This is a genomic window from Nocardia sp. NPDC023852, from assembly GCF_040639505.1.
In the GTDB taxonomy this organism is placed as follows: domain Bacteria; phylum Actinomycetota; class Actinomycetes; order Mycobacteriales; family Mycobacteriaceae; genus Nocardia.
In genome coordinates this window covers 636,657-655,786 of record NZ_JBFAAB010000002.1, presented here as the reverse complement: position 1 = coordinate 655,786, position 19,130 = coordinate 636,657, and the positions used below count along the sequence as shown (strand labels likewise).

The 19,130-nt window shown below is 68.8% G+C and carries 15 protein-coding genes; 10 read left to right on the top strand and 5 right to left on the bottom strand.

The genetic code is table 11. From position 1 onward, the window contains the following. Positions 1-11 precede the first annotated feature (11 nt). The 3 genes from AB0H00_RS06750 to AB0H00_RS06740 are packed head-to-tail and all read left to right on the top strand — an operon-like array spanning position 12 to position 7,258. Positions 12-1,640: a TIGR02677 family protein gene (locus AB0H00_RS06750; protein WP_357261879.1), complete on the top strand. Its 1,629-nt coding sequence runs from the start codon at positions 12-14 to the stop codon at positions 1,638-1,640. Next, positions 1,640-3,064 carry a TIGR02678 family protein gene (locus AB0H00_RS06745; RefSeq protein ID WP_357261876.1) on the top strand — a complete coding sequence of 475 codons (1,425 nt, stop codon included), beginning with the start codon at positions 1,640-1,642 and terminating at the stop codon, positions 3,062-3,064. Before AB0H00_RS06750 ends, AB0H00_RS06745 begins: the two co-directional genes overlap by 1 nt. A 3-nt stretch (positions 3,065-3,067) precedes the next feature. Then, positions 3,068-7,258, top strand: coding sequence for a TIGR02680 family protein (locus AB0H00_RS06740; RefSeq protein WP_357261873.1), 4,191 nt, complete (start codon positions 3,068-3,070; stop codon positions 7,256-7,258). 187 nt (positions 7,259-7,445) lie between these two features. Here the strand turns inward: AB0H00_RS06740 and AB0H00_RS06735 are convergent, their stop codons facing one another. The 3 genes from AB0H00_RS06735 to AB0H00_RS06725 form a co-directional block, all read right to left on the bottom strand. After that, on the bottom strand, positions 7,446-7,892 hold the full coding sequence (locus AB0H00_RS06735) for a M15 family metallopeptidase (protein ID WP_357262437.1): 447 nt from the start codon (positions 7,890-7,892) through the stop codon (positions 7,446-7,448). Between the two features lie 718 nt (positions 7,893-8,610). After that, positions 8,611-9,075, bottom strand: coding sequence for a hypothetical protein (locus AB0H00_RS06730; RefSeq protein ID WP_357261870.1), 465 nt, complete (start codon positions 9,073-9,075; stop codon positions 8,611-8,613). 141 nt (positions 9,076-9,216) lie between these two features. Continuing rightward, positions 9,217-10,893, bottom strand: a complete 1,677-nt coding sequence (locus AB0H00_RS06725) for a fumarate hydratase (protein ID WP_357261867.1) — start codon at positions 10,891-10,893, stop codon at positions 9,217-9,219. 279 nt (positions 10,894-11,172) lie between these two features. Between AB0H00_RS06725 and AB0H00_RS06720 the strand changes: the two genes are divergently transcribed. Continuing rightward, positions 11,173-11,643, top strand: a complete 471-nt coding sequence (locus tag AB0H00_RS06720) for a MarR family winged helix-turn-helix transcriptional regulator (RefSeq protein ID WP_357261864.1) — start codon at positions 11,173-11,175, stop codon at positions 11,641-11,643. A gap of 4 nt (positions 11,644-11,647) precedes the next feature. Here the strand turns inward: AB0H00_RS06720 and mftD are convergent, their stop codons facing one another. Together mftD and mftE are read right to left on the bottom strand one after the other, a co-directional pair. After that, positions 11,648-12,886, bottom strand: coding sequence for a pre-mycofactocin synthase MftD (mftD, locus tag AB0H00_RS06715; protein ID WP_357261861.1), 1,239 nt, complete (start codon positions 12,884-12,886; stop codon positions 11,648-11,650). Beyond that, entirely contained in the window at positions 12,883-13,584 is a 702-nt protein-coding gene (mftE, locus tag AB0H00_RS06710) for a mycofactocin biosynthesis peptidyl-dipeptidase MftE (RefSeq protein WP_357261858.1), read from the bottom strand. The genes mftD and mftE overlap by 4 nt, the downstream gene beginning before the upstream one ends. Positions 13,585-13,624: 40 nt before the next feature. Here mftE and mftR point away from each other — a divergent pair, with 40 nt between their 5' ends. The 6 genes from mftR to AB0H00_RS06680 all read left to right on the top strand — a co-directional run bounded on the left by mftR (position 13,625) and on the right by AB0H00_RS06680 (position 18,997). Then, positions 13,625-14,245 carry a mycofactocin system transcriptional regulator gene (gene mftR / locus AB0H00_RS06705; protein ID WP_357261855.1) on the top strand — a complete coding sequence of 207 codons (621 nt, stop codon included), beginning with the start codon at positions 13,625-13,627 and terminating at the stop codon, positions 14,243-14,245. A 142-nt stretch (positions 14,246-14,387) separates the two neighbouring features. Further along, positions 14,388-15,281 carry an STAS domain-containing protein gene (locus tag AB0H00_RS06700; RefSeq protein WP_327118405.1) on the top strand — a complete coding sequence of 298 codons (894 nt, stop codon included), beginning with the start codon at positions 14,388-14,390 and terminating at the stop codon, positions 15,279-15,281. 13 nt (positions 15,282-15,294) lie between these two features. Further along, positions 15,295-15,684: an STAS domain-containing protein gene (locus AB0H00_RS06695; protein ID WP_159930623.1), complete on the top strand. Its 390-nt coding sequence runs from the start codon at positions 15,295-15,297 to the stop codon at positions 15,682-15,684. After that, on the top strand, positions 15,674-16,087 hold the full coding sequence (locus AB0H00_RS06690; RefSeq protein WP_357262434.1) for an ATP-binding protein: 414 nt from the start codon (positions 15,674-15,676) through the stop codon (positions 16,085-16,087). Before AB0H00_RS06695 ends, AB0H00_RS06690 begins: the two co-directional genes overlap by 11 nt. Continuing rightward, positions 16,080-16,712 carry a SpoIIE family protein phosphatase gene (locus AB0H00_RS06685; protein WP_327118409.1) on the top strand — a complete coding sequence of 211 codons (633 nt, stop codon included), beginning with the start codon at positions 16,080-16,082 and terminating at the stop codon, positions 16,710-16,712. The genes AB0H00_RS06690 and AB0H00_RS06685 overlap by 8 nt, the downstream gene beginning before the upstream one ends. Beyond that, the gene (locus AB0H00_RS06680; RefSeq protein ID WP_357261851.1) at positions 16,709-18,997 is read left to right on the top strand and encodes a SpoIIE family protein phosphatase; all 2,289 of its coding nucleotides are present in this window, start codon (positions 16,709-16,711) and stop codon (positions 18,995-18,997) included. The genes AB0H00_RS06685 and AB0H00_RS06680 overlap by 4 nt, the downstream gene beginning before the upstream one ends. The last annotated feature ends 133 nt before the right edge of the window (positions 18,998-19,130 follow it).

Below are 19,130 nucleotides of genomic sequence, written 5' to 3'. Positions count from 1 at the left end.
CCCTGTTCCCGGTGACCGACTCCGTCGACGGCTCCGCCGTCCCCTGGGACGACCGGCTTCGGCTGTTCTCCTTCACCACCGCCGAGCGGCGCGCCGACTACCTCTGGGTGCTCCGCGCATTCGACAGCGCGCGGGCAGCATACGTGGTGTTGCTGCACGCGAACGACGTGGCGGAATGGATGGAGCGAGACGGAAGCAGCCCGCGCACGTCCGACTTCGGTGGTGCTGACGAGTCGGATGCCGGTGTACCCTCCCGAACCGCCGCGGCCGAAGGCCGGCCGAACGCTCCGCGTCTGACCGCCGCCGAGATCGGCACGCTGCTCGACCAGCTGCACCGATGGGGCGTGCTGGAGCGCAGTTACGACGGAACCCGCGCCGCCACCCTGGCCGAGTACCGCAACCGGCACTACGTGTACCAGTTCTCGCAGGCCGGTTTCCGGGCCTACCGCGCGGTGGCCGGTGTGCTCGATGCCCGCCTCGACGAGGCCGCGCTCTCGCGGCTCGTGCTTCCTGAACTGCTGGCCGACCTACATACCCTGGCCGAAGCCAATCGGACGGGCGACGCCGAACGCGTGTATCGCACGCTGCGCCGCCTCGACGCCGCGCTATCGGACATGGCCGCCCGCGCCGCGCACTTCTATCTCGGGCTCGGCGACCTGGTACGCACCACCGAGGTCACCCCGGAATCGTTTCTCGCGCACAAAGACGCACTGCTGGCGCACATGCGGGAGTTCAGCCTCGACCTTGCCCGATTCACACCACGCCTGGCAGGCGCGATCGCGGAGATAGAGAAGACCGGCGTCGAGGACCTGATCGAGCGCGCGGCGAACTGTGACGAGCGAGTGCTGTTGAGTCTTCCCGAGCGCCAGTCGGATTGGCGCTCCCGATGGAATGGACTGCGGACCTGGTTCGTCGCCTCGGGCGGCGGCGAGTCCGCGGGTACGACGGAGGCCGAGCGGCTACGCGAGGCGACCATGAGCGCCATCGCAGCGGTGCTGTCCCTCCTGCGCCGGGTCACCGAGACTCGGCGCGGCGGGGTGAGCCGGGAGTCGGCGCTGCGGCATCTGGCGGGATGGTTCACCGCAGCGCCGACGGCCGAGAGCGCCCATGCGCTCTTCGACGCCGTCTTCGGGCTGGGCAGGCCGCGGCATCTGGCGATGGAGCACCCGGACGCCGACCTGATTCCGGCGATCCGATCCTGGTGGGATGCACCGCCGTTGGAGATCTCGCGAACGCTCGCCGAGACCGGGCGTCCGCCGTCGGCGGCCGCGCCGGCGCGTATCCACCGCAACGACGCGGGCATCCGGCGGCTGCGCGAGGCGCAGCTCGACACGCAGCGGGCCCGCGCGGAGGCCGCCGCGTCGCTGGCCTCCGGCGACGTGCATGCACGTGTTCTCGACGAACGCGAAACCGAGGTGCTGCTTCGGCTGCTGGACGCCGCGTCCACCGCGTGGGTTCCGGTGCGCGGCCGGGTCGCGGGGACGACCGGCTCCGACAGCGGCGTCACCCTCACCGTGTCCGAGCACGAGGGGTCGACCGTCGTGCGTACTGCGCGCGGGCTGCTGCACCTGAACAATCGCGCGCTGAAGGTCGAGCAGACGACCATGGCGCGGTCGCGTGCCATCGGGAGGCGCACCTGATGCGCGGACACAAGATCGACACCCTCGCGCTGGACAACTACCAACGCGCCGCACGGGTCGTCCTGGCCAATCACCTCGTCACCCGGACCTATCCGGACCGGATCGCGCTGCCGCTGATCCGCCGATGGGCCACCGAGCTGCGCGAGGATCTGGCCGAGCTGTTCGGTTACCGGCTGGAAGTCACCGAGACCACCGCGCGGGTGTTTCCGGTGCTCGACCACCTCGACGCGGGCAGGCCCGCGCGCACGCTGGGCGAGCGCGTCTTCGATCGCCGCCGCTATGCCTATCTCGCGCTGGCACTCGCCGCGCTGGGCCGAGCAGGCGATCAGATCACATTGTCGGAGTTGGCCGATCACGTCGCCGCCTACACCGGCCGGGTGGACGGGCTCGAGCTATCCACCGACCGGGCCGCCGACCGCGACGCGTTCGTCGACGCGGTGGGCTGGCTGACCCGGCGCGGCGCGATCACCCTCGCCGACGGTGACGCCGGCGGCTGGGCCAGCGATCCAGAGGCCGGTGAGGCGCTCTACGACATCGACCGACCGGTGGTCTTCGCGCTGTTCCGGCCGCCGCGCGCACTGCAGCATCTGCACAGCGTGCGCGGGCTGCTCACCGAAGAGGCCGCGGCCACCAGCGTTTCCCCGCACCCGCCGACCGCCGCCGAGATCGCGCGGCGCGTCCGCAGGGCGCTGGTCGAACGACCGGTGGTGTACACCGACGATCTGGCGCCCGAGGAACGCCCGGTACTCGCGCAGGAACGGATCGTCACCGACGTGGAACTGTTCACCGGCCTGCGCGCCGAGCGCCGCGCCGAGGGCGTCGCACTGATCGACACCTCGGGACGGCTGTCCGACATCCGTTTTCCCGGCACCGGGACCCTCGCCCAGGTAGCGCTGCTGCTGGCCGGTGAGATCGCCGACCGCGTGCTCGACATCGACAACCCACTGCCCCTGCGGTCCGGCGCACCGGACGCGGGTGAGGTGCTCGCGGAGCAGCTCGACGACGCCATCCCCGAATCCACCGTATTCGCACCGCTCGCCGAGTTGCGCTCGCTGGATTCGCTGGGAAAAGAACATCTACCGGATCCGGACGGCCTTACGGGACACGCGGTGGGCGGGGTCGCAACGTATCCGCTCGTCGACACCACGTGGGTGCGCGAGACGGTGCAGGCGCTCGCCGACCGCTATGGCGCCACCTTTGCCGCACAGTGGCAGGCCGACATCCCTGGCCTCGCGACGGAGGTGGTGGCGCTGCTGCAGCGGCTGCGGCTGGTTCGGGTGGTCGACGACGGACTGCTCGTGCTGCCCGCCCTGGCGCGCTACCGCGGCGCGGTCGTGACAGTCCGCACCAAGCGTGCGGCGGAATTATTCGTCACCGCGGCCGACACCTATGGGCGCGACACCACCGGAACGGAAGGGAACTGATTGATGTCGCTCATTCACGGCGGAGTGCGGTTCACCCCGACCCGCGCCGGGATCGTCAACCTGTGGGACTACCGCGATCAGGAATTCTGTTTCGCCGACGGGAGATTGGTGCTGCGCGGGCCGAACGGGTCGGGCAAGACCAAGGCGCTGGAGGTGCTGTTCCCCTTCGTGCTGGACGGTCGGATCGAGCCGCGCAGGCTCAACCCGTTCGCCGGCGAGGAACGCACGATGAAGTCGAACCTGCTCTACCGTAAGCAAGAGTCGGCCTACTCCTACGTCTGGATGGAGTTCGCGCGCGGTCGCCGGGACGACCCGGAGGTGGTCACCGTCGGGATCGGCATGCGCGCCACCCGTTCGTCGGACAAGGTGACACGCTGGTACTTCGTCGCCGACGGCCGGGTCGGCGTCGACTTCTCGCTGATCGGCCCGGACGACCGCCCGCTCACTCGCAAGCAGCTCGCCGAGCAGATCGGCACCGACTCGATCGTCGACCGGCCGGTGGACTACCGCAATGCCATCGACGCGCGCATGTTCGGCCTCGGCACGCAGCGCTACGACCAGCTGATCAACCTGATCCTCACATTGCGCCGCCCGCAGCTGGCGAAGAATCTCGACCCGCGCGGTCTGTCCCAGGCGCTCACCGATGGCCTACGTCCGCTCGACGAGCAGCTGATTCTCGACGCCGCCCGTTCCTTCAGCGACATGGAAGAGGTCGGTCGCACCCTGGAGGGCTTGGTGCACGCCGACACCGCGACCAGGACTTTCCTGGCGGTGTACCGAAAATACCTTGCGGTCCAGGCGAAGACGGACGTCGACTTGGTTCGCGCCCGGCTGGAAGCTGTCACCCATGCGAGCACGGCTCTGTTCGCCGCCACGGCGCTGCGCAAGCGCAGGGAGGCCGAGCGCACGGCCGCCGAGACCCGCGCCGAGGACGCCGACCGCACCTACGAGCAGGCCCTCGCCGACCGGGAGAACCTGCAGCGCTCCAGCGCGTACGAGGGCAAGCAGCAGCTCGACGACCTGGCCGACGCCGTGCGGCGCCTGGAGACCTCGGCGGGCGTCCACGGCGACAAGGCACTCGAGGCGCGTCGGACTATGGATCAGCGTGCCCAGGAAGCCGAACGCGCGCGCACGGCGGTTCGTACCGCCGCCGCCGCGCTCGCCCGCGGTGAGGACGAATTGCGCACGACCGCGGAAGAAGCCGGGATCGTGTGGACGCCGCTGCCCGGGACGGTGCGCGCCGAGCAACTTACCGCCGCCGTCCGCGCGCACGCCGAGGAACGCGACGCCGACGTGCGCGCGACACGGAAGGCGTTGGGGTTCCTCGACAGCGCGACCGCCGAGCGCACCAGGGCCGAGCGGCTCGCCGAGCGCGCCCGCGAGCTGCGCGAGGCGGCCGCCGCGGAGGTCGCCCACGCCGAGGCGGCCGTGGCACTGGCCCGTACCGAGGCCGCGTGCGCCCTGCGGGCTTGGTGGGACGAGCACCGTGAGGTCTACTCACCGCTTCGCGACGGCCTCTTCGAGGCACTGGACACCGCTGTGGCCCAGGCCGGTTCGGACGAGGCCACCATCGCAGAGGTGCTGGCCGAGCGGACCGAGCCCTTGCTCGACGAGATCCGTACTCGCCGCCAAGACGCCCGCGCTCGCGCGGCCGCAGCGACCGCGCGCCTTACCGAGCTGACCACCGAACGCGACCGGGTCTGCGCCCAGCGCGACGACGCGCCACCGGCTTTCGCGGCGCGCTCCGGTCGGACGGGCGACCGGTCCGGCGCTCCGCTGTGGCGCCTGGTCCGTTTCGCCGACGACGTGTCCCCCGCGGCCGCGGCAGGCATCGAGGCCGCGTTGCACGCCGCCGATCTGCTCGACGGTTGGGTCTGCGCGGATGACGAGCCGCCCTCGGACTACGAGTCGGATCAGTTCCTCGTGCCGCTGCCGGCGAAACAGCGACCTTCCGGACGCACGCTCGCGGATGTCCTTGTCGTCGAGGACGCTTCGGACACCTTCACGGTGCCGCGGCAGATCGTGACCGACCTGCTCGCTTCGATCGCCCTGCACGACGACGCGGACGCACCGACCGGCGTGGTCGCAGTCGCGACCAGTGGTCGCTTCCGCCAGGGCGTGCAGGTCGGCGGACACCGGAAGGCCGAAGCGGAGTTCATCGGTGCCACCGCGCGGGCCAGACGGCGCGAGGCCCGCGCGGCCGAACTCGCGGCCGCCATCGAAGTCGCGAACGAATCCCGGTGTGTCGCCGAAGAGGACGAAGCGGACGCCACCGCCGAACTCGCCAGGATCTCCGCCGCTGCCAAGACACTTTCGCGTCCGACGGCGGTTACCGCCGCGCTGCGCGCGGTCGCGGAGACCGCGGGCATGATGCGGTCCCGCTCCGAGACCGCCGCCCAAGCCGAGCGCGACCTCGACCAGGCGGTAGCGGAGGCGTCTGCCGTCGAGAAGAAGCTACGTGCCGCCGCGGCGGCACACCGGACACCACGCTCGGCCCGCGAGCTCGACGCCCTCGCCGCCGCCATCCGGCACTTCGAGAACACCGGCACCGGGCTGCTGCGCCTGCGCACCGAATACGAGCGCGAACGCGAACGCGAACGAGAAGGCGAGGACCGCCTGACCGAGGCGACGGACTTGGCCGAGGCGTTTGCGGAGGAGGCGGAGGCGGCGCAGTCCGGTTACCAGGAGCAATCGCGCAAACTCGAGACGCTGCGCGATGCGCTTGGTGCGGGCGCGGCCGATATCGACCGCGCGTTGGACCTGGCCAGGCAGCGGATCGAAGCGACCAAGGTGGAACAGAAGGCCGCGCGCAAGGCCGCTAACGAGGCGATCGAGGCGGTCGGCGACGCCGAGGCCGCCTACCGCACCGCGCACGAGTCTCTGAGCACCGCGCTCACCGAAGTACTCGCGGAGGTGAAAGCCCTTGGGCCCTATGCCGAGCCGGATCTGCTCACCCTGCTCGGCGCGCCGCCCGGCGGACGCTGGCCGAGCAGTGACGCCGCGTGGTCGACGCCGCAACAGCTGCTGTACCGGATCGCGTCGGCGGGGCCGCAGGCCGAACCACGGGTGCTGCCCGACGAGGTTGCCGAGCTGTTCGACAGTCTCACCTCAGCCACCGCATCCGTGCGCGCGAGCGAGGCCACCCGCAAGTCCACTCGCAGCGCGGTCACCGCGGCGCTGCAGGAGTTCGACGCCGCGCTCGCCGGTTCCGGTCGCGACTATCGGCTGCAGTGGGACGCTGCCGACGGCCTCACCGTGGTCCAGGTACAGGATGAGTACGGCGTTTCGGCGGTGGCCGATTTCGCCACCCGAATCGATGCCGCGCGCAAAGACCAAGAGCTGCTGCTCACCGACGCCGAGCGGCGCATCCTGGAGGACGCGCTGCTGACCGGCCTCGCCCAGCAGATCCACGAACGCACCAGCGACGCCCGCCACCTCATCGCCAGAATGGGCGCGGAGATGAAGCAACGCCGTATGTCCTCAGGCAACACCATCGGCGTGCACTGGGTACTCGCCGACAGCTTGTCCGACGCGGCGCGTTCCATGTGCAAGCTACTCGAACGCGACGCCTCGGCTCTGTCCGCGGAGGACCTGGCGTCGATCAGGGCGCATTTCGCCGCCGAGATCCGCGCCGCGCGGGCCGCGAACCCGGAACGCTCCTACCCCGAGATCCTCGCGGCGACCCTGGATTACCGCACTTGGCGGGTGTTCTCGTTCACGCTGATCTCCGCCGACGGCAGCGAGGACAAGCTCACGGTAGCCCGCCACAGCGCGCTGTCGGGTGGCGAGCAGTCGGTGTCGCTGCACCTGCCGCTGTTCGCCGCCGCGCACGTCATGCTCGATTCGGCCGACCCGCAGGCCCCACGCCTGCTCGCGCTGGACGAGGCGTTCGCGGGTGTGGACGACAACGGACGCAGCGAATTGCTCGGATTGAGCGTGCAATTCGACCTCGACCTGTTCATGACCGGCTACGACCTGTGGATCACCTACCCACACGTCCCCGGCTGCGCGCACTACGACCTGGCGCACGCCGCGGCCGAGAACACCGTCAGCGCGACGCTACTGGTGTGGGACAGCGGTGATCTGCTCGCCGAACACGATGGCACCGATCTCACCGCCGCGCTCGGCTCGCCCAATCGCCGCCGCGTCCCGAACACGATCGAGGACGGACTCGAGCTGGCGCCGGTGACCTGACTTCGGAGGCTGCCGGGGTGCAGTCGCCGGTCCCGACCGGACGATGGCGCGGGTGCGGTTGTTCGCCGAAATGGTTACCGCCCGCTCGCGTCCTGCCGCATCAGCGGACAGTCCACGCCTGACATGGTGGCCAGCTCGAAACACCACCACTCGTTGTCGAACTTGTCACGTCCTACAGACCTCGCGATCACCGCACGCTTGCGTCGGGCAGCATGGGTGGGCAGGGCGTCCCAGGCAGGGTTTGCAACTCGAAGTGCCAGAATTCGTTCTCGAACGTGCGACAGAGACCCCAACGGTTACCGTTGGCCTCCAGCCATGCCGCGCCCTGCTTCGGGCCGACATCGATGGCCTTGCCCTGGACATGGGTGGACTCATTCGGCGGGAGCACCCACCGACGCGCGGATTCCGGGCTGCCGTAGGTTGCCAGTCCGTCGTCCCACAGCGCTTGTTGTTCGTCCGGCGTCCGATATCCGGAGGTGATGGACAGCGGCACGCCCTGTGCACGCGCCTCGCGTTCGGCGAGCGTGTACGCCAGGGCCAATCGGGGCTCGAGCCCCTCGGTTCCGGTCGCCGACCCCGCCGACTGCCGCTGATCGGTCGCAACACCGGGCTCCGCCTGCGTCTGCCCTGCCATCGCCACGGTCCCGACCAGCGCGGACAGCACCGCCACCGGCAGCACCATCAGCATGCGATTCCGCCCACCACTCCACAGCGCCATGTCGCGATGCTATCGCCTGCGGTTGCCGACCCGGCATCCCGGTGCGTGGCGCTCGCGGCGCCGATATCGGCTCGCTCATGGCCCGCGCCGACTACCCGCGCGAAGCGGACGGTGGCGACGCGACGACCGAGCCGCTTCAGTATGCCGGCGAGCACGGCGATCGACTGCGCCGATTCGAAGCCGCGCCCCTGTAGACAATATCTGGCGAATCATACTGAGAACAGCACAATTCGGATACACAGAGCAGATGACTTGAGATCATAGCAATGTGCTATGTCGAATTTCGGGTCAGCCATCCCCAGCTGGCTAACAATTCGCTCACAAGGAAATCGCCTTGTCCACAATCTATTCCAGTGCTGTGGATCACAGCGGAAATAGGTTGCTATTCATCCGGATTGCCGGAATCCGGCGACCTGCCACCCGCTTCGCGACCGCACCATCGCCCACGGTCGATGCCGAAAGCACGTAATTCGTTGCTCTCCAAGCCCTGCGAATCCGGCCGGACGCACCGCGGACGGCTCCCGGGCCAACGCCGGGTAGCCGTCCGCGGGTCGATCGGTCGCTCCAGAAACACGGGTTTCCACATTCGCTCCCCAGCATGTGAAGAGCTACTACACCGGACAATCCGGCCGAATTACACGCGCGTTGAACGGTCCTGCGCGCTCGGCCCCGCCGGCGTCGCGGTCACCCGCGCGCGTGCGCGGCGAATCGCTTCTACCGCTTGGCGATTGCGCCCGATCCGCTCGAGGATCTCGGCGCCATGCGCGCGGGCATAGGCGACGGCGACCCGGATCCGGCTGACGTTCAGGTCCGATTTCGCACCGAGGATTTCGATGCGGCGTTCCACCGGACCATCCAATTCTCGAAGACGCGCAACGACTTCCCAGACCTCGGGCCCTGCCGCCAGCGCGGCACGACGGTCGTTCATCGAACCACGGAAGACGATCCCGGGATGGTCCAGCTGATCGACACCCTCCCGGATCAGGCGATCGAGTAGTGCGGTGCAGCTCGTTCCGTCCCGGGCGGCGCGCTCGGCCAATCGCCGAGCCGCCGACTCGGAAATACACAACGACATCGGTACAGCCCTAGATGTACTCATTGCCCTCCTCGACTTGCGTCGGCAGCCGGAATCAACGACGTACTTCGCAGAGGGTGCCCGGCGAAATGGCGACGCTACCCCGGTGATCGGAGGACATCGTCGTGTCCGCGCGCTGCCACCGCGCGGGTTCGAACGACGGGTTCAGACGCGCTCTCGGGAGCGGGTGCGCACGCGCAGCGCGATCGGCTTCTGGGTTTCGGCGAAAAAGTCGTTGCCCTTGTCGTCAACGACGATGAACGCGGGAAAATCTTCGACCTCGATCTTCCACACGGCTTCCATGCCCAGTTCGGGGTACTCCAGCACCTCGACCGCCTTGATGCAGTCCAGCGCCAACCGCGCGGCCGGGCCGCCGATAGAACCGAGGTAGAAGCCACCGTGCTCTTTGCATGCCTTGGTAACCTGCGCGGACCGATTGCCCTTGGCCAGCATGACGAACGAGCCGCCGGCGGCCTGGAACTGGTCGACATAGGAGTCCATCCGGCCCGCGGTAGTCGGGCCGAAGGAGCCGGAGGCGTAGCCCTCGGGCGTCTTGGCCGGGCCCGCATAGTAGACGGCCATATCGCGCAGGTAGTCCGGCATGGGCTCGCCCGCGTCGAGGCGCTCCTTGATCTTGGCATGCGCGATATCGCGCGCGACAACGAGCGGCCCGGTCAGCGAAAGCCGAGTCTTCACCGGGTATTTCGACAGCTCGGAGCGAATCTCGTCCATCGGCCGATTCAAATCGACCCGCACGACGTCACCGCCGAGGATGGCGTCGGTCTGCTCCGGCAGGTACTGGGCGGGCTCGCGCTCGAGCTGCTCCAGGAACACGCCCTCCGCGGTGATCTTTGCCAGCGCCTGTCGATCCGCCGAGCAGGACACCGCGATGGCCACCGGGCAGCTGGCGCCGTGCCGCGGCAGACGCACCACGCGTACATCGTGGCAGAAGTATTTGCCGCCGAACTGCGCGCCGATGCCGAAGGACTGCGTCAGCTCGAAGACCTTCTCCTCCAGCTCCAGATCGCGAAAAGCGTGCGCGGCCAGCGACCCTTCGGTAGGCAGGTTGTCCAGGTAGTGCGCGGAGGCGTACTTCGCCGTCTTCAACGCGAACTCGGCGCTGGTACCGCCGATGACGACCGCGAGGTGATACGGCGGGCAGGCCGCGGTGCCGAGTGAGCGGATCTTCTCGTCCAGGAACTCCAGCATCCGCGTGGGGTTCAGGATGGCCTTGGTCTCCTGGTACAGGAACGACTTGTTCGCCGAGCCGCCACCCTTGGCCATGAACAGGAACTTGTACGCCGGATGCGCCGAGTCGCCCGCCGTGGAGTACAGCTCGATCTGCGCGGGCAGGTTGGAGCCGGTGTTCTTCTCCTCCCACATCGTGATCGGCGCCAACTGCGAGTAGCGCAGGTTCAGTTTGGTGTAGGCGTCGAAGACGCCGCGACTGATCCATTCGGCGTCGTCGGCGCCGGTGAGGACTCCCTCGGACTTCTTGCCCATGACGATCGCGGTGCCGGTGTCCTGACACATCGGCAGGACACCGCCCGCGGAGATGTTGACGTTCTTCAGCAGGTCCAACGCGACGAAGCGGTCGTTGCCGCTGGACTCCGGGTCGTCGATGATCTTGCGCAGCTGGCCCAGGTGCGCTGGTCGCAGGTAGTGGCTGATGTCGTGCATCGCCGTTTCGGTGAGCAGTCTCAGCGCCTCCGGCTCGACCTGCAGGAACGTGCGGCCGTTGTGCTCGAAGGTGCTGACGCCCTCGGTGGTGAGCAACCGGTAGGGGGTGTCATCCCCGCCGATCGGCAGCAGGTCTGAATAGCGGAAGTCCGGCGCGGTCACCAGTCGCACTCCTTTGGGTGGGCCCGAGCGCTGACGAACAGCCGGGCTGGTCACGAGAAAAGCGAGCCTAGCCACTGAGCCGCACCGCACCGATGGTTAGGCAACCCTATGTCGGACAGCCGACCCGAAAAGGTTGCACGTTCAACCCAGGTGGTGCTACCTCTCATCTCTGAGAAAGCGCTCGGGCGTCCCCTCGCCCGGCCGCGCGCAGACTATTCGCGCGCCGCGCACAGCGACGCGGAATGGGTGATGCCATATGTCAGAGTTTGGAGCGCTATCGTGACCGATCCTCAGTGGCTCGACGACGTCGAGATGAGCGCCTGGGTAGGTTTCGTGCGCACCCGCGACCTCATCGCCGCGGCGGTCGGGCGGGACTCCACCAGGGAGTCCAACCTCACCTATGTCGAATACTCGGTCCTGGCCTACCTGGCGGAGACCGCCGATCACCAGCTCACCTTCGCAGCGCTTGCTGCCAAACTCGAGTGGTCGCAGAGCAGGCTCTCGCACCAGATGACCCGGATGGAGAAACGCGGCTTGGTGGTGCGCGAGCCGATCCCCGACGACGCCCGCCGCACCGCCGCGCGGCTCACCCCGCGCGGCGCCGAGGTGCTGACCGGCGCCGCGCCCGCGCACGTGCAGAGCGTGCGCAGGCACATGATCGACATCCTCGATCGCCAGCAGCTGGCCGCGCTCGCCGACATCTACGACACGCTGCTCACACACCATCGAAGATCGGCGGCCCAGAGTTGAACCGTCAGGCCGACGTGGACGCCGCCGGTCGCACCGCGCGCTCCGCCGATGCGCCTGCCGCACCGGCCGATTCGGGTGTCCCGAGCGCCCGCTCGAATCCGGCAGGCACCACCAGATCCGAGCGTTCCAGCTCGGCGATACTGGTCTTGCGCAGGCCGAGCAACGCCGAATCGATGCCGCCACGCAGGATGTCCAGCACGTTCTCCACGCCGGCCTGCCCGTTCGCGGCCAGCCCCCATAGGTAGGCACGGCCGATCAGCACCGCCCGAGCGCCCAGCGCCACCGCCTTCACCACATCGCTGCCGCGGCGGATGCCGCCGTCGAGCACCACCTCGATCTGCGACCCCACCGCTTCCGCGATCACCGGCAGCGCCCGAATCGCGGCCGGAGTGCCGTCGAGGTTGTTGCCGCCGTGGTTGGAGACCGAGATCGCCGCGACACCGGCGTCGACTGCGCGGTGCGCGTCGTCCACCCGCATGACGCCCTTGAGCATCACCGGCCCGCCCCACTGCTCGCAAATCCACCGCACGTCCCCCCAGTCCGGCGCGGGCGTGCCCATCCATTCGCCGTAGGCGCTGAAGAAACCTGGGGCGGGACCGTCGCCGACGGCCATGTTCGGCGCCGTCAGATCCGGGATGTGGCCCGAGCGCACATAGCCGGCCAGCCAACGCGGCCGCGCCAGCGTCTGCGGCGCGAACTTCAGCATGGTGCGCAGGTCGAGCTTTGCCGGGATCACCGGGCTGCCCCAGTCGCGGCCGTGCGAGAACGACCAGTCCAGGGTCAGAATCAGGCCGACCGCGCCCGCCGCCTTCGCGCGGCGCATCCGCTGCAGGATCTCGTCCTTGCCGCCGCACCAGTACAGCTGGAAGAAGGTAGCCGGGTTGGCCGCGGTCACCGCTTCGATCGGTTTGCTGGCGAACGAGCTCAGGCCCATCGCGATGCCGCGCGCGGCCGCGGCGCGGGCGACGGCGACCTCACCGTCCGGGTGCACCGCCTGCACGCCGGTCGGCGAGATCACCACCGGCATCGAAAGCTGCTGTCCCAGTAGCGTTGTGGTCTGATCCCTGGTGCCGATCGGCCCCGCGACGTGCGGCGCGAAGCCCAGTTCGGTGAACGCCCTCTGGTTCTCCTCGATAGTCTGGCCGCGCTCGGATCCGGCGATCAGCGCGCCGTACACCGACTTCGGGAGCCGTTTCTTCGCACGTCGCTGCGCTTCGGCGACAGTCTCGAACCACGGGTTCATGTTCCGGTCCTTTCCTGGGAGGCTACCGGCCACCAGAGCCGGGTTCGGTCGATCAGGTCGCTGGTGAGATGTTCGAGCAGAGCGGCGCCCTCGCCGGCGGTCGCACCCGCCGGGTCGCCGAGCACGCCGTTGGCGCTCACCGCGCGCACTCCCCCGGCGCGCAGCAGCGGCAGCAACTCGGCCAGCGGACGGGTGTCGCCTGCGGCGGCCGAGTCGTTGCGGACCCGATCGGGCGCGAGCGCCAGCTGGAGTGCGGTCTCCGACCGCCCGGCATGCGCGTCGCCGTGGAAGCGTGGCAGATAGACGCGCACGTCGCGCGACTCGGTGCGCAGCAGGTCCTTCGCCCTGCGCAATGGTTCGATATTGCCGCCGTGCCAGTTGACCAGCAGGATCCGGTCGAAGGTTTCGGTCGCCGAGCGGCACAGCTCGACGATCAGCAGCTCCAGCGCCGCCTGTCCGATCGACAGCGTGCCGGGAAAGCCCGCGTGCTCACCGCTGGCGCCGTATGGAATGGCCGGCCCGACAAGCACTTCGGGCCGTACGGCGGCGAGGCGGGCGCACAATTCCGCGGCGATGTCGGTGTCGGTGGACAGCGGCAGGTGCGGACCGTGCTGCTCGGTAGCCCCCACCGCCACGGCGAGGATCGCACCGGCGGCGGCCCGCGCGCCCGCTTCGGGCCAGGTGAGATCCGCCAACATGCCGCGAGATTATCGTCAGCCACTGACATAATCAAGGGACATGACCGCCGAGCAGAATCAGACGATGCGGGAGAACCGGACCACGCGCGGCCGCCCACGCGGCACCACCAAGCGCGAACTCGAACTGATCGCCATGCGGCTTTTCACCGAGCAGGGCTTCGACGACACCACCGTCGAGCAGATCGCCGCCGCGGCGGGCATCAGCGGACGAACCTTCTTCCGCTACTTCCCCACCAAGGCGGAGGTGCTCTGGTACCAGTTCGACGACGAAGTCGCCGCACTACGCGGAGCCTTCGCCACGGTGCCGGACGATGTACCGATGATGACCGCCGTGCGCCGAGTCGTGGTCAACGCGAACCGATATCGCGCCGAAGACGTCCCCGAACTGCGCACCCGCATGCAGCTCGTCGCCACCATCCCCGCGCTGGCCGCCACCGCGGGCGCACACTACGACGCCTGGGAGCGCACGGTGAGCGCGTTCGCCGCGGAGCGGCTCGGCGAGCCGAAGGACGGCCTGATTCCCCTCGCCGTCGGGCGGACCACCCTCGCGGCGGCCCGCGCGGCGTTCGACGCCTGGCTCGCCCGTGCCGACAGCGACCTCACCGTGTATTTGGACGAGGCACTCGCGGCGCTGGAAAGGGGATTCGCTACGGTGCCATGACGTCCATGCCATCCGGGTCGAGGGCGGAACAAGCGGCAGGTTTCGGCGGCGACCCGGGTGGGGTATGACTAGGCTCGGTATCGGCTCGCAGCCGAAACGTACGAAGATCCTGACGCAACCGTCGAAAGGGGCAGGAGTTTCCATGTCCGAGGTGTCCATGAGCCTTTCGGCGGATTCGCTGACCGCGGGCCCGGTCGACAACCTGCTCCCGCAGCTGGTCGAGCATCTACGCCAGAACCGCACCGCGCTACGTGAGGAATGGGCCCGGCGAATCACCGACGCCCAACTGCTCACCGCGATGACCCCCGAGGAGATCTTCTCCGAAGCGACCTCGGTGTACGACAACTACGTCGAGGTGCTCGAGACCGGTAGCGTCGAGGCCCTGCAGGCCTACGCTCGGGACCTGTCCGAACGCATCATCCCGAGAGGAGTCGAGACCGACGAAGTGCTCGGCATCGTGCTGCTGCTGCGCGACGTACTGGCCCGGTCCCTGTTCGAGAAGTACCAGGCCGACTTCGAGCTGCTCAACGCCGTGCTCGACGCGTATGAACCGGCCGCCAACCGCATCGCCAACACCGTAGGCGTCTCCTTCGTCCAAGAGCGTGAGCGCGTCATCCGCCAGCAGCAGGAGGCCATCCGCGAGCTGTCGACGCCGGTGCTCCAGGTGCGCGAGCAGCTGCTGATCCTGCCGATCATCGGTGTGCTGGACAGCCAGCGCGCCCGCCAGCTCACCGAGCAGCTGCTGCGGGCGATCCGGGCCAACCGCGCGAAGGTTGTCGTCATCGACATCACCGGTGTGCCCGCGATCGACTCCACGGTGGCCAACCACCTGGTGCAGACCGTCGACGCGTCCGGCCTGATGGGTGCGAATGTGATCATCACCGGTCTGTCCTCGGAGATCGCGCTGACGCTGGTGACCATCGGCCTGGATTTGTCGAAGATGAATGCGGTCGGCGACCTTCAGGGTGGTATCGAAGAAGCGGAACGTCTCCTGGGCTACGAGGTTTCCCGGGTGTCCGAACGCGACGGCCGCTGATCAGGCTGACCTGATGCCGGTTCCGATTCTCAAACAGGGTACGTATCTCATCGCGTCGGTCCAGTCCGCCCTGACCGACGCTGATACCGAACGCCTGCAGGACGACCTGATGAAACAGGTCAGCAAATATCGGGCGCACGGCATCATCGTGGACGTCACCGCGATCGACGTGATGGATTCGTTCGCGGCGAGATCGTTGCGTACCATCGCGCACATGACGCAGCTGCGCGGCGCCGAAACGGTGATCGTCGGGCTGCAACCGGAAGTCGCGTTCGCCATGGTGCAGCTCGGGCTCACGTTCGAAGACATGCACACTGCCCTCGATCTGGAAGAGGGCCTCGCCTGGCTGAACCGCAAGACCCCAGCCCGTCGCCAGCGAGACGGTCGTGACAGTGGCCGCTGAGAACGTGGTAATCGCGGTCAGGGTGTCGGGGGACATCGTGATCGCACGTCAGGCCGGACGTGAACTGGCAGCAAAGCTCGGATTCACCTTGACCGACCGGACCATGATCTCCACAGCGATTTCCGAAATCGCCCGCAACATCACCAGTTACGCGGGAAGCGGCGAAATACGTTTGCTGGTAGATGACCGTGAGGGCCGCCAGGCGCTGGTGGTGCAGGCCGAGGATCAGGGGCCGGGCATCCTCGACATAACTCGCGCGCTGGAGGACGGCTACTCCACCGGGCGCGGTCTTGGGCTCGGCCTCCCCGGCGCCCGACGATTGATGGACCGGCTCACCGTCGACTCTGCGCCGGGGCGCGGCACGCTGGTGGAGATGTGGAAGTGGGTACCCAACGGTGCATGAGGACGGGTTCATCGGCCGGATCGAGTGGGCCGTGGCCGGTCGCGCACTACCCGGTCAAGATGTCTCCGGTGATCGCGGGGTTGTCCTCGACACCGGCGGCGGCACAGTCCTTTTCGCTGTCCTGGACGGACTCGGGCACGGTGCCGCCGCTGCCGACGCCGCTGGCCGTGCGGCCCAGGTGCTCGCGGAGAACCGCGCCGAACCCTTAGATGTGCTCATGGTGCTCTGCCACCGCGCATTGGCCGACACCCGAGGGGCAGCGATCTCGCTCGCCCACTTCGAGGAGGGCGACAGGGTGCGCTGGCTCGGTGTCGGCAACGTCGAATCCCGGGTACTCACCGCAGGTCCCATCGGTCTGAGCGTGCACGCCACCGTGCTGCTCACCGCGGGCATCGTCGGCTATCGGCTACCGGCGAACCTACAGCCGCAGTCCGTTTCGGTCCGCCCCGGCGATCTGCTGTTGATGTCCACCGACGGCATCGTCACCGAATCCGCCGAGCGGGTCGACCTTTCCAAGTCCACCGCCGACATCACCAGCGAGATCCTGGCCAGGGACGCCAAGGACACCGACGACGCACTCGTGCTGGCGGCGCGGCATCGCGGCACAGCAGGCCCGACGACATGAGTGAGCTGCTGGCCGATTTCCTCAGCGCCTACGCCGACGCGCTACGGCGGCACTTGGGTGCGCCGACCCAGGCCGGCCTCGCCGAAGGCTATGAGCTCGGCCGGCGCGCGCTGGTGGAGGGCATCAGTCTGCTCGACATCACCGAGAACCACTTCCAGGTGGTCCACGACGCCGAACAGCAACGGCACGAGATCCAGTGGGAAGGCGGCGAATCCGACAACCGCCTGCCCGAAGCGGCGCTGGAATTCCTGTTGCAGACCCTCGTCCCGCTGGACATCGCCACTCGCGGTTATCTCGACGGCACCCGCCGCTACGAGCAACAGCGTTCGCGCGCCGACGATCTCGCCGGACGCGACGCGTTCCGCACCGCGCTCGTCGAATCGCTGCAGGATGGGTTCTTCGTCGCCGACGCGCAGGGCACCATCATCGAGGTCAACACCGCCTTCGGCGCGCTGACCGGCTACGGCGCCGCAGGTATCCCCTATCCGCTTCCGCATCCCTGGTCTTGCCCGGACGGGCCGCGCTACCCCCATCTCGGGACCGAGGCACAGCGTTTCGTCATCCCGATCCGGCACCGGGACGGCCGCAACGTGTGGCTCGCGGTAAGTACCAGCGCGCTGATCAAGCCGGAGGGCAACGAGCGGATCTTCGTCGGAACCATCCGTGATGTCACCGCAGAGCACGATGCGCAGGCCCGCGACCAGGCGGCCTCCCGGCTCGCCACCGCGGTCGGCGCGGCGACCAGCGTGGTGGAGGTGCTCGCCGTCGGGCTCGACGAGTTGCGGCGCACGGTGGGCGCGGAGACCGCGGTGGTGGCGGTGTGGCCGAGCCGCAACGCCGCACCCGAGGTGTACGTCTCCGGCGTGGGGGCCGACAGCACCTCACACGACAGAGATGTCACGCTCGACGAACGCTCGCGCACGCTGCTCGGCCGGGCCCGGCGCAGGCCGGCCCGCAGTTTATCGGCCATTCCCGAGGGCGCCGAGAGCTCCGAGGGCATCGTCGCCCCGCTCGGTGAGACCGGCGATGCGGCGATGTGGTTGCGCTTCGCCGCGCCCCGAGCGATCAGCGCCGCGGACTGGACGTTGTTCTCCCTGCTGATCGGCCATCTCAGCCTCGCAGTGCAGCGAGCGCGGAACTTCGACCAGGCGCGCGCCACCTCGCTCACCCTGCAGCGCGCCATGCTCGGCCCGATCGAGCTGCCGCCGCGGTTCTCGGTGCACTACGAGCCCGCGCTGCCGCCGCTGGAGATCGGTGGCGACTGGTACGACGTGGTGCCGTTGCGCGACGGCACCATCGGCGTCGTGGTCGGCGACTGCGTCGGACGTGGCCTGTCCGCCGCCGTCGTGATGGGCCAGCTGCGCACGGCCGCACGAGCGCTGCTGCTGCGCGGCGCCGGCCCGGCGCAGCTGCTGGCCGAACTCGACACCGTCGCCGGACGGATCCCCGGCGCCATGTGCACCACCGTGTGCGCCGCGGTGCTCGATCCGATACGCGGGCTCGTCCGCTACAGCAGCGCCGGGCACATGCCGCCGATCCTCGCCGACGTCGCCGCGACCGGCAGGCTGCTCGAGGGCGGACGCGCGGTTCCGCTGGCGACGTTCGACACGCCGAGGCGGCCCGAGGCCACCACGGCGCTGACACCTGGTTCGACGCTTGTGCTGTTCACCGACGGGTTGGTGGAACAGCGCGGCGTCGACATCGATGACGGATTCGCCAAGATCGCGGCAGTGCTCGCCGACACCTCGGGACGGCTGCCACGTGAGGTGGCCGACGCCGTACTCTCCCGGCTGCGGCCCGCGGCAGGATACGACGACGACGTCGCGATGGTGGTCTACCGTCAGCCCCCCGCACCGCTGCAGCTGGACGTGCCCGCGCACGCGGACGAGCTCGCGGTGCTGCGGCGCACCCTGAAGGGCTGGCTGGCCACCGCGGCGGTGCCGCACGATCTGGCTTCCGATTTGGTCGCGGCGGCCAACGAGGCGTGCAGCAACAGCATCGAGCATGCCTACCGCAACGGCGACGGCGGGCGGGTCCGGCTGTCGGCCACCTGCGACACCGATACGGTGGTCATCATGGTCACCGACTCGGGCAACTGGAAGCCGCGCGCCTCCGATCCCGGCTATCGCGGCCGCGGGATCGAGATGATGCGCGCGTTGACCGAGGAACTCGACATCGATCACTCTGGACCAGGCACCACGGTCCGGATGTCGGTGACCCTGCCCGCGATTACATTCCCGGTGGCCAATCCGTTGCGTGATACGCCCCGGCGTTTTTCTGGGTGACGCAGCAGGAATCGAATCCCCCTCATCAGCCGAACCCGCAACCCGGGCGCGCTGCCCTGAAAGCCTTGGTCGGCGTACGAAACCACAGCGTGAGCTCGATCTACGGGGGTGCTCCGCCCCGCGGGCCCGGTTT